Raw genomic sequence first — 10827 nt, forward strand, 5'->3', positions numbered from 1 at the left:
CAGCTCGAAGTGATCGTTCTGGGTTTCGGAAGCCGTCGACCAGCGCAGCGCCACCGCGTTGTCGCCCGACTGCGCCTCGAAGCTCGTCAGCTCCACCGACAACTGCAAATCGCACATCACATAGTCTTCATCCTCGCCCAGAATATTGTCGAAGCCAAACGTGCCGTTCGGCATGTCCGGGCATTCGGTGGTGGCCATGCCGTAACCGTATTGGCCAACCGGCTGATGCGTCAGGCGGAAGCGGAAGATACCATTGTAGCGGCTGAGATTGGACACACCCGGATCCATGAAAGTAAACGTGTGATATCCCGGCGTGACCAACGCGTCCTGCACGATCCACTCGGGAGCCTGGCCGTCGCACAGCACGTCGTCAAAGCTGTAATCGCCGTTGCCGTCCTTCCAGCCGTTCAGATACAGATGGCCGCCGCACGCTTCATACGCGGCGAAATTGGGCCCTGCGGTGACCTGAACGATAATCGACACCGGTGTGCAGGGTGTCCACGGAGCGCCGAAGAAGGCCACGCCGTCTTCGAAGTTGTCCATGTGCGCCTGCAGCGACGAGTTGTGAATCAGGTCGGTGCCGGTGGGCACGGTGTGCGGAACAGCTTCTCCATCCACACCTGCGCCAAGCCAGGCAATGCCGGTCAGGGCATGGCCGGGATTATTGACAAGCGTCGGATAACCACACGCCGACAGATCGCCCATATCCACTTCGGTATAGGGGAACTGACAGGGAGAGTCGTCCACTTCAAAGCAGCCGACGCAGAGATCGAATTGTCCATCGGGATTGGTCACGCGCACCGGGTGCGAACCCAGGCCGAGATTGTCGGGAGTGGTGCACGTGATCTCGTCGGCGCTGACCACCACAAGATTGGTGACCGGCAGGCCGCCGATCAGCACCGCCGCCGCGGGATCGAAATAGTGGCCGTGAATGGTTACGGAAATTCCGGGTCCCTGTACCTGATGATCGGGATCGATGGTGAGGATCTGCGGTCCGGGCACCGTGGTGACTTCGAAGCACTGCCCGCAGGTGGCAAACTGGTTATCGGGATTGGTCAGCACCACATCGTAGTGGCCGGGTCCAAGCGCGGGAATGACCATTTCGGCCAGTGTGCTGGACACGACCGACGAGGAAGCCGTCAAACCGCCGACGGTAATCGCGGCGCCGTTCTGGAAGTTGTCACCGATCACGGCGACGGGATCTCCGGGATGCCCGGTGCCCGGTGTTACCTGTGTAATGACCGGACCGGAGGCCGCGGTCGCGGTCACCTGAACATCGTCGATGAACCAGCCGCGGAAGCCATTGTAAAGCTGATCCCGCGTGTCGAAGCGGAAACGGATCCAAGCCTGATTGCCGACGAACGGGGTCAGGTCAAACTGCTGCTGCTGCCACATGCCGGGCGCGCCAACACCGCCTGCCGTATACGGCACATTGGGAGCGGAATGCGGATTGACAATCGGATTCAGGCTGCCGCCGCCGATGGGAAGCCACGACGCGCCGCCGTCCGTCGAAATTTCCATGTACATCATGTCGAAGCGGTCGGCGTCCACACCTTCAATTTCCCACCAGGTCCAAAAGGACAACTGAGCATTGGCCAGACCGGACAGATCGAGCTGCGGCGTGATCGCATAGCCCGTATTGGCAACGACGGAGGTGCCGCCGGACAGGGCGGGCTGATTCTGATCGAAATCGCAGCCGATAAAGGTCCCCGTGCATTCCTCACCGTACCACAAGGCATGATTGCCACTGTGCGCAGCGGGAAGCTGGCCATTGTCGGGCAGCGAAACCAGACGCGGGTTAATGGTCGGATTCATGATCAGCAGATTCTGCGGATCGGCCTGCACATGGAAAAAGCCGGTGGTCGTCCAGGCTCCACCGCCGCTTTCAAGGTCATCCGACCAGGGAAGCGCGACGCGGTCGTGGACATCCCGCAGCCCCATCACGGGCGGCGGCACATCCCGCGGCGGAGTGGGCCGGGCATGCTCGGTACCGATGTGGTGACGGATTCCGGTATGAATCCGGGCTGTCGCAAGGGCGGTGCAAAGCAAGAGTAGTCCGGCAACCGATAAGACCATGAACAACTTTTTCATTTTCTTTCCTCCAGAAGGTAAGGTCCGTCAATCTATGCGATCTCGACGTGTATCCGCCACGGGTCCTGACAGGCAACGGCATTCTGGCGCGGGGATGACCCGGAGACAGGTCAGGGACGCGCACACCACCGCCAACGCGGCTGTGGCCGTTTGCACAGCATAAACATAGCACCTTTCCACAGCGTGAGCAAGCCGCCGTCCGCGCTTTTGCGATAATGTCCAGTGGTCTTCGAGTAACCACAAGGATAGTTGCTATAGTAACCCCGTTATGCAGATTCGACAGGGCCGCTTTTATGAGTTTAGCAAGGCTCAGTCTCCGTTATGCGGAGATTATTCCGCAAAGCATTACGCTCAGGAAGCCGCATGGTCCAGCGAGTTGCAATCCGGCGAGCAGGTCTGATCAGGATGCGGTGGTAGCATCGTGTCAGCATGATAATGTGACGCAGAGCAACGAGAGGCATTGTGGAGTTTGTACTCAAGCGGACAGGATAAAAAGAACCGCGCGGGGTGGAAACACCCCGCGCGGTAAGGTTCGCACTTCGAAAGATCCTTCCACCCGGTGAAGGGCTTCAGGATAGCTCGAAAGGTTACTTCATCAGCAGCATCTTCTTCGTGGCGGAGAAGCTGCCGGCTTCCATACGGTAGATGTACAGACCGGAAGGCAGGTTGGTGGCATCAAAGCTGACACTGTGACGACCCGAAGACAGGGCGCCGTTCGCCAGCGTGGCGACTTCCTGGCCGACCATGTTGTAAACCTTCAGCATCACGTGGCTGCTCGCGGGCAGGTCGAACGTAATGGAGGTGGTGGGGTTGAAGGGGTTCGGGTAGTTCTGCTTCAGAGCGAACTCGGTCACCGCACCCACGCCGGCGGCCGGCGTCGTGCTGACACTGCGCAGCTCGCGGCGTCCACCGTTGACGTCGACGGCCACGAGGGTGTAGTTGTACACCGTGCCGTTGACCACGCTGTTGTCCGTGTAGCTGTAGGTGTGCTGCGTGTTGCCGTTGTTGCCGGCGATCTGGGCAATGGCGGCGCCGTCACGTACGATTTCGTAATGGTCGTTCTGCATTTCCGACGCGCTGACCCAGCTCAGGTCAATGGCGCCGTCGTTCGGCTGGGCGTCAAAGCTCGTGAGTTCAACGGCCAACATGAAGTCGCAGAGGATATAGTCTTCCACTTCGCCGAGGAAGTCCAGATCGAAGTTGCCGGCAACCGGCGGGCAATGCGGATCGGTAGCATTCATGCCGTAGCCAGAACGGCCAACCGGGTGGCTGTTGAGGCGGAAGCGGAACGTGCCAACCACGGGGCGGGACAGATTCGCATCAAACGGGTTCTTGAAGGTGTAGAGGTGCAGGCCCGGGGTCACGGGGGCATCCTGGATCACCCATTCGCTGGTGGTGCCGTCGCCGCAAGAATTGTTGTCGTCGAAGTTGCCATTGAGGTTACCATCCTGCCAGCCGTTCAGGTACAGGTGGCCACCGCATTCCGCGTAAGCGCCGTAGTGGGGGCCAGCGGTGACCATGACGGCCACGGTGACCTGCGTGCACGGCTGCCAGGGAATACCGAAGAAGGCGACGCCGTCCGTGCCCGGATCGAGCGGCGGAAGGTCACGCGTGTTGCCGAAGCAGTCGCGGCTGGAGCTGACGGGCGGATGAGCTTCGCCGGTCACCTGCGGGCCCAACCAGGCAACGCCGGACAAACCGTGGCCGGGGTTGTTGGTCTTGGTGGGGTAGCATTCGCCAAGGTTGCCCATATCGACCTGCGTGTAAGGCATGAAGCAGGTGGACTGGCACGGAGGAACCGTGATGCAGAAGTCAGCAGCGTTCGGATCGCAGTTGGCAGAGGTGACACTGGCGGTGGCATTGATGCAGCCGCCGGCCGGCGCGAACGAACCGTTCAGGGTAAAGGTAACCGACTGGTGATCACCGGGGGTGAGCACGGGGATGACGACCGGATTGGTCGACGTGATGGCCGCCGTACCGCCGGGGCCCGAGCCGTTCGTCAGCGTAACATTAATGTTCTCGCAGGAGGAGCCACCGTTGTTGGTGACATTGACTGTGACCTGGAAAGGATTGGGCTCAACGCCGTTGCTGGTGCACTCGAGGCCGGGGGTGCCGACGCCGAGGGCCAACTGGCCGGGCTGAACGACGAGTTCGCCAACACCGTAATAGGTGGCGACGGTGCGGGTGCCATTGGCCGGTACCGGCTGCTCGTCCCACAGATAACGGACGGCGGAATCGCCATAGGGGCTGCCGGAGCAGGCTTCATTCCAGCAAACGCCGACGAAATGCGGCCACGAGCCGAAACCGATATGATCGGGGGTGATGGCCGCGCCGCCAACGAACGTGCCGCGACCGACAAGGCTGCCGGAAGCCGGAATGGCATCCCAGTAGGGATAAGCATAGGGAGCATCGAGGCAGGTTTCCACGGTCTCATAGGTGGGGCCGAGGTAAAGCTGCGCGGCGTCGTCGCCGTCCACCGTGGTGTCATACTCATACATCACGCCGATGGTGTGAGTCGCGCCGGTGGGGTCGTTATTCGTGACGATGGTGCGGGTGAGGATGGCGCCGGTTGTGGCGGTAAAGGCCACCGGCGTATGAATGACCTGCACGTTCAGATAACTCAGCAGGGTGTAGTTCGTCGTGATGCTCGTGCCGTCATCGGTAAAACCATTATAAGTCGCCGATCCGTCGCACTGGAAAGCGTCCAGACGATAGTGCGCACCATCTACCGCCACGATAATGTGGCTGGTTCCCGGTTCGGACGGATAGTAGTACAGCAGGCTTCGGCCATCGGCGGTACCGATGTTGAAGTCTCCTGCATCGTTGATCTGAACGCACACGAGCGAGTTGCACAACCGGTCTGCGTAATCCAGAGCGCCGTTCGAATGGCGGGGAGCCAGGGAGGCTTTCCATGCCGCGTATTCGGATGGCGTCGCGTTGGACGGTAGAACCAGCGCGGTACCCGCCAGCGAAAGCGTACAGAACGCCGCCAGCAAAAGTAAAACGATAAGACTCTTCTTCATGATTTCATCCTCTTTCTTCCCTTAGAATTATTTCCTCAAACGAATCGCTTGCGGATGGAGGTGCGCAAACATCGGAAGGGCAATCGCGAAAACCGCCACAGGCAAATTGCAAGAGCAGATCCACACACGAAACCGTGTCAGTTTGCACGTCCTAAACTTAGCATCTTTGCCTTACGCGATCAAGTGATTGATGCATTTTCTGCGGATAATGTCAAGCTGTTTTTGAATAGCTGTGACCATAGTTGGTATACTTAATGGCGTTCGCACAGTCTCACTGCCAGTTTTCAAAGGGTTAGACAGCCCTTTTGACCCATAATGAATAACTACCCGCGGGTCTCGAATCTGTTTCCCTCTCACAACCGAAGTTATCCACACAAAAGTGACCCGGAATATCGCGCAAAAAACGCTTCCGAAACTGGCGGATCGCACGTTGCGCACCCATCCGGCGCGCTCTTCCCGATTCTACAGACCCTCCCGAAGAGGCACACTCAAAAAAAGTGGCCACCAAATGAGAGGCTGCCTCTCGATCTCTGGAGGAGCATGGACGCGAGCCTGTTTTACCGACCCGTTGGATCAGGGCGACGTGTCGTGCAAAATGCACGACGAAAACTTAAAGCGCTGTCCGCTTTTTGCGCGCGCGCGATGCACGCTGCATGGAGCGCCCGCGCGCCATCGAGAATTTACCGCACGGGAAAGGCCAGGATCCTTTTCCCGTACGGTGCGCGGTGTGAACCGGAATTGCCGTGGCGGAACATCTCCGTGCGGTGAGCCGCAAAGTCAGCAATTGAGACTTGAATATCTGTTGGTAATTACGCGCCGCGTTTACCTTGCCTCGCAGGTTTCGTCCGGCGGCGGAGCGAACCGCATAAAAAGAGGACCGCCTCATGTGAGGCGGTCCTCCGCTGAATACGTTGTCTGTAGGATGACTACTTGAGCAGGAGCATCTTTCTGACGGCGGAATAACCGTTGGCTTCGACACGGTAGACGTACAATCCGCTGGGCAGACTGGCCGCGTCAAAGTTCACCGTGTGGCGGCCCTGCGGCAGCGAACTGTTGACCAGCGTGGCGACCTCCTGCCCCACCATGTTGTACACCCGCAGCGTCGTGAACCCTTCTTCCTTCAGATCGAAACTGATGGAGGTTGACGGGTTGAAGGGATTGGGGTAGTTCTGGTTCAACGCGTAATCGGTGACCGCACCGGCGCCGGCAATCGGCGTGGCGGCGGCAGTATGCAGTTCCTGCCGTCCGCCGTTGACATCCACCGCCATCAGAGCATAGCTGTAAGCGGTGCCGTTAGCCGCATGGACATCGATGAAAGCATAGGTGTGACCCGTGGCATCGTTGCCTTTGGTCGGCACCTCGGAAATCGACACGCCGTCGCGCATGATCTCGAAATGGTCATTCAGCGCCTCGGAGGCGGTGGTCCAGTTCAGCGTGACCGCATTGTCACCGCCAATCGCATCAAAGTCCGCGAGGGAGACATTCAACATGACATCGCACAGCAGATAATCTTCCACCTCGCCGAGATAGTCGAAACCAAAGGGCAGACCATACAGGTGGTGATCCGTGGAATCATTTCCCTGCACCAGCGGACAGTGGAACGTCGAATCGGCGAATACGGCGCCATAGCCGTAGCCAAAGCGGCCAAAGGGATGACTGCCCAGCCGAAACCGGAAGATGCCCGGATAGTGCGAGCCCTGCGTGCGGACGCCGGGATTGAGGAAGCTATAGAGATGAATCCCCGGCGTGACGACCGAATCCTGAATAATCCATTCTGAAGCGGAGCCGCCGCAGGCCTCCTGATCGAAGTTGCCGCTCTGATCGCCATCCAGCCATGCGCTGAGATACAAATGCCCGCCGCTCTGAGCATAAGCGGCATAGTTGGAACCTGCGGTAACCATCACCGCCGCGGTGACCATGGCACACGGTTCCCAGGGCACGCCGAAGAAGGCCGCGCCGTCGGTGCAGGGATCCAGGGACGTGGCTTGCTGCTGCGATGCCGCATTGCCAAAGCAATCGCTGGTCAAGGATGTGCAGACTGCGGGTGTATCTTCGGCGGTGATGCAGGGTCCGAGCCAGGCGATACCGGACAGGCCGTGGCCGGGATTATTGGTCAAGGTCGGATAACACGGAATCAGATTGCCCATATCCACCCCCGTGTAAGGCCACGGCGGTTGGGCGTAGGATGCCAGTGCGAGCAGAGCAAGTACACCGGCCAAAATTGCTGCCTTTTTCATCATCACATCTCCTCATCAAATCCTGTTTCGTCGTCATGACATAATGCAATCAAACTATTTCTATGGCGGAAAATGCCGTCCCAAGGCAGGCGGAGCCCACCTGCGCGCAGACTCTGTCCACAGTAATATACTCCCATATCTATGGGCGGACAACTCTTACTCGATGGCTGTTTTCGCAAACTTTCCCAAGGCCCAAAACCAGGAACATACTCACACATGTCTGTTTTCTGTATTTGCCGATCTTTGTCACGGAGCCTGAATTTCTGTCCCGGCAAACTCCTGTGCCGCCTCTCCGCCGCCATAGATCGATCCGGTCTTGCACGAAGCGCATTTCAGAGAGGCGGGCGTCTGTGATCAGGAATGACTGTGCCGGGAAGCGCGGGTTTTGGGGGCTTGACTCTAAGTTGCGCAGTTCGTACATTTCAGATGCGGTTTTTTCAATCGGATATGTCCTATCCCATTCGCAGTTTGGCTTTTTCCGTCTCACCTTCATCACCCTTGTCACAATGATCGTGGCCGACACAAACTCCGTATTCAGCATGAGGAGCTGGCACATGTTGCACCGTGTGTGAGTGCCCGGCCGGATAGCGGCAGTTTGTCGCTTGATACCCCACGTTATCGTGTGACGGTGCGCTGAGCCCCCTCTCTTTTCTCTTCCCCCTCTCTCCCATCGTCATCTTCCGGGTTCCGGCTTTCAGCTTGTATGCCTTGCGGCAGCACACGAGCGGTTTGCTCGCGCCCTGCCGTGCGTTGCGGGCGCACTCCATTCGGTCCTGCCGGTGTGGTCGGCCTCTTGTTCTCCGGATTTTTCATCGGAGCAAATCTCCGATCTTAAGCATCCATCACCAGAAAAAGAGGTTGTCATGAGCGAAGATTATCGAAAGATGTGGGAAGGGCTGGGATTGGACCTGGCCGCCCACGACGCATTGCTGAGCGTGCTGGGCCAGGGCTATCAGCAACTGTTCCTGTCGCAGAAGAACCGTCCGGCGGGCATGGGCTATTTTGATTTTGTGATGAGTGAAGTTCACGGCCTGCGGGTGAAGGAACTGCTTGACGCCAAGGCGGCGGGACGCAAGGTGATCGGCGCCTTCTGCCTGTTTGTGCCCGAGGAAATCGTGCTGGCGGCAGACGGGGTGATGGTGGGATTGTGTACGGGCGCGGATTTCGCCACGGAAAAAGCGGAAGAGCTGCTGCCGCGCAACACCTGCGCCCTGATCAAGTCCATGTTCGGCTTCAAGCTGGGGCGCGTTTGCCCGTATATGGAAAGCTGCGACATGATTGTGGGCGAGAACACGTGCGACGGCAAGAAGAAGGCGTATGAATCTTTCGGCGCGCTGGTGGACAACCTGTATGTGATGGACATGCCGCAGATGAAGAGCCCCCAGGGGCGCGACCTGTTGAAGTCGGAATATTACCGTTTTCTGAAAGCGGTCGAGGAACTCACGGGAGTGACGATTGACGCGGCGCGGCTGAAAAAGGGAATTGCCGTTGTCAATAACAAGCGCAAGGCGGTGCAGCGGCTGGCCAAACTGCGCGCGGCGGATCCGGCTCCGATTTCCGGCCTGGACGCCTTGCTGGTCAATCAGATTTTCTTCTATGACGATCCGGTGCGGTTCACGGCGTCGGTGAACGCGCTGTGCGATGAACTGGAGCAGCGAATCACGAAGAACGAGGGCGTATTTGCCGCGGGAACGCCGCGAATTTTGATGGCGGGCTGTCCGATGGCCGTGCCGAACTGGAAAGTTCCGGCCATTGTGGAAGGCTCGGGCGCGGTAATTGTGGGAGAAGAATCCTGCATCGGAGAGCGCGGCACGCGCACTCTGGTGAAGGACTCGGCCCCCGATCTTTACGGCCTGATGGACGCCATTACCGACCGCTATTTTACAATTGACTGCGCGATTTTCACACCCAATCCATCCCGCACGGAACATATTCACGAGATGAAAAGCGCCTGCAAGGCGGACGGTGTGATTCACTACGGTCTGCCGTTTTGCCAGCCCTATCAGATGGAGGCGATTCCCATCGAGAAAAAACTCACGGCCAACGGTATCCCGGTGATGCGGCTGGAAACGGATTACAGCAGCGAAGACGCGGGCCAGCTTAAGACGCGCGTGGAAGCCTTTGTGGAACTGCTGAAATGAGCGGCCTGCTGCGCTGCGCGGGAATCGACATCGGGTCGCGCTCGGTGGAGCTGGTGGTCATGGAAGGCGAAACCGTCGTGCATTCGCGGATCGCTCCATCGGGGTTTGATCCGCTGGCGTCCGCGAATGCGCTGCTGGCGGAAACTCACTATGACCGGCTGATTGCCACGGGCTATGGCCGGCATCTGCTGGAGCTTGCACAGGACGTGGAGACGGTGACGGAGATCAAGGCCTACGCGCGCGGCGCGGGTCATGCGCTCCCCGGCTGCCGCACGGTGCTGGATATCGGCGGGCAGGATGTGAAGGCGATTTCCATCGGCGACAACGGCCGGGTGGTGAAATTCGAAATGAACGACCGCTGCGCCGCGGGCAGCGGCAAGTTTCTGGAGATCATGGCCCACACGCTGGGGTACACGCTCGAGGAGTTCGGCCCCGCCGCGCTCACCGCGCAACACGACGTGTCCATCAACAGCATGTGCACGGTGTTCGCGGAATCGGAAGTGACGTCGCTGCTGCATAAGGGTGCATCGCGAGCAGACATTGCGCTCGCGGTGCACCGCTCGATTGTCAAGCGGGCCGTCGGCATGGTGAACCGCGTCGCCGTCACGGAACCGCTGCTGTTCGCGGGCGGCGGGGCCTTGAATCCCTGCACGCGCCGCCTGCTGGCCGAGGCGCTGGGTATGGAAATTCATGTGCCGGAAGCGCCGCAGATGCTCGGCGCACTGGGTGCTGCAAGACTAAGCCCTTGACCCCGACGCTGTGCGTTGGATCACGGGTCGCCTGCTCGGGCAGGGGTAACCCCTGCACCTGTATCGCCTGCTGGCGTCGAAGGGGTTCTCCGTGGAGACTGTACAATCCCTCTTTCTCCCCTTTCTCCATTGGGGCCGGGGGATAGGGTTCCGCCCGCTGTGATCTCGGCGTGTACACCCCGTGTAGGGGCGGGTTAAGCAGACAGATGCTACATGTTAGAGAATGCACCACGCGCAACCCGCCCGTGCCACATCCTGCAATCGCTAAGACGGGAGGGTTGCGGCAGACCTTAACCCTCCCCTACACCGATCACATCAAGGGTATGGCATCCGCCGTAGGGGATAGGGGTTCTGTGTTCCCCCCACTTCAGTGGGGGATTCAGGGGGGTGGCCGAAGGGCCATGTCGTGCCCGTCCGCCATCCCGCAGACACAGAAAAAGGGCGACCCGCGCGGGTCGCCCTTTCTTGTGCTTCGGTTCTTGGTCAGCGGGCGGATCTAAGATCCGCCCCTCCGACAATCGCCCGGGGCGTTTACTTCATCAGCAGCATCTTCTTCTCGGCCACAAAGCCGTTCACGTTCAGGCGG

General features: G+C 59.3%; 5 protein-coding genes. 2 read left to right on the forward strand and 3 right to left on the reverse strand.

All coding sequences use genetic code 11. The annotated features are described in order from the left end of the window. The 3 genes from VGL38_06065 to VGL38_06075 all read right to left on the reverse strand — a co-directional run. Nucleotides 1-2091, reverse strand: a 2091-nt coding sequence (locus tag VGL38_06065; protein ID HEY3294981.1) for an IPT/TIG domain-containing protein, incomplete at its 3' end; no start/stop codon positions are given. Nucleotides 2092-2678: 587 nt separating this feature from the next. Then, nucleotides 2679-5114, reverse strand: coding sequence for a T9SS type A sorting domain-containing protein (locus VGL38_06070; GenBank protein HEY3294982.1), 2436 nt, complete (start codon nt 5112-5114; stop codon nt 2679-2681). Between the two features lie 926 nt (nt 5115-6040). Beyond that, on the reverse strand, nt 6041-7354 hold the full coding sequence (locus tag VGL38_06075) for a T9SS type A sorting domain-containing protein (GenBank protein ID HEY3294983.1): 1314 nt from the start codon (nt 7352-7354) through the stop codon (nt 6041-6043). Nucleotides 7355-8214: 860 nt separating this feature from the next. On the opposite strand from VGL38_06075, the gene VGL38_06080 reads away from it, so the two are divergent. Together VGL38_06080 and VGL38_06085 are read left to right on the forward strand one after the other, a co-directional pair. Next, nucleotides 8215-9492: a double-cubane-cluster-containing anaerobic reductase gene (locus VGL38_06080; protein ID HEY3294984.1), complete on the forward strand. Its 1278-nt coding sequence runs from the start codon at nt 8215-8217 to the stop codon at nt 9490-9492. Then, a complete protein-coding gene (locus VGL38_06085) occupies nt 9489-10241 on the forward strand; it encodes an acyl-CoA dehydratase activase (GenBank protein ID HEY3294985.1) in 753 nt (250 codons plus the stop codon). The genes VGL38_06080 and VGL38_06085 overlap by 4 nt, the downstream gene beginning before the upstream one ends. Nucleotides 10242-10827 lie beyond the last annotated feature (586 nt).

This window comes from bacterium (assembly GCA_036504735.1).
Classification (GTDB): Bacteria; Electryoneota; RPQS01; order RPQS01; family RPQS01; genus DASXUQ01.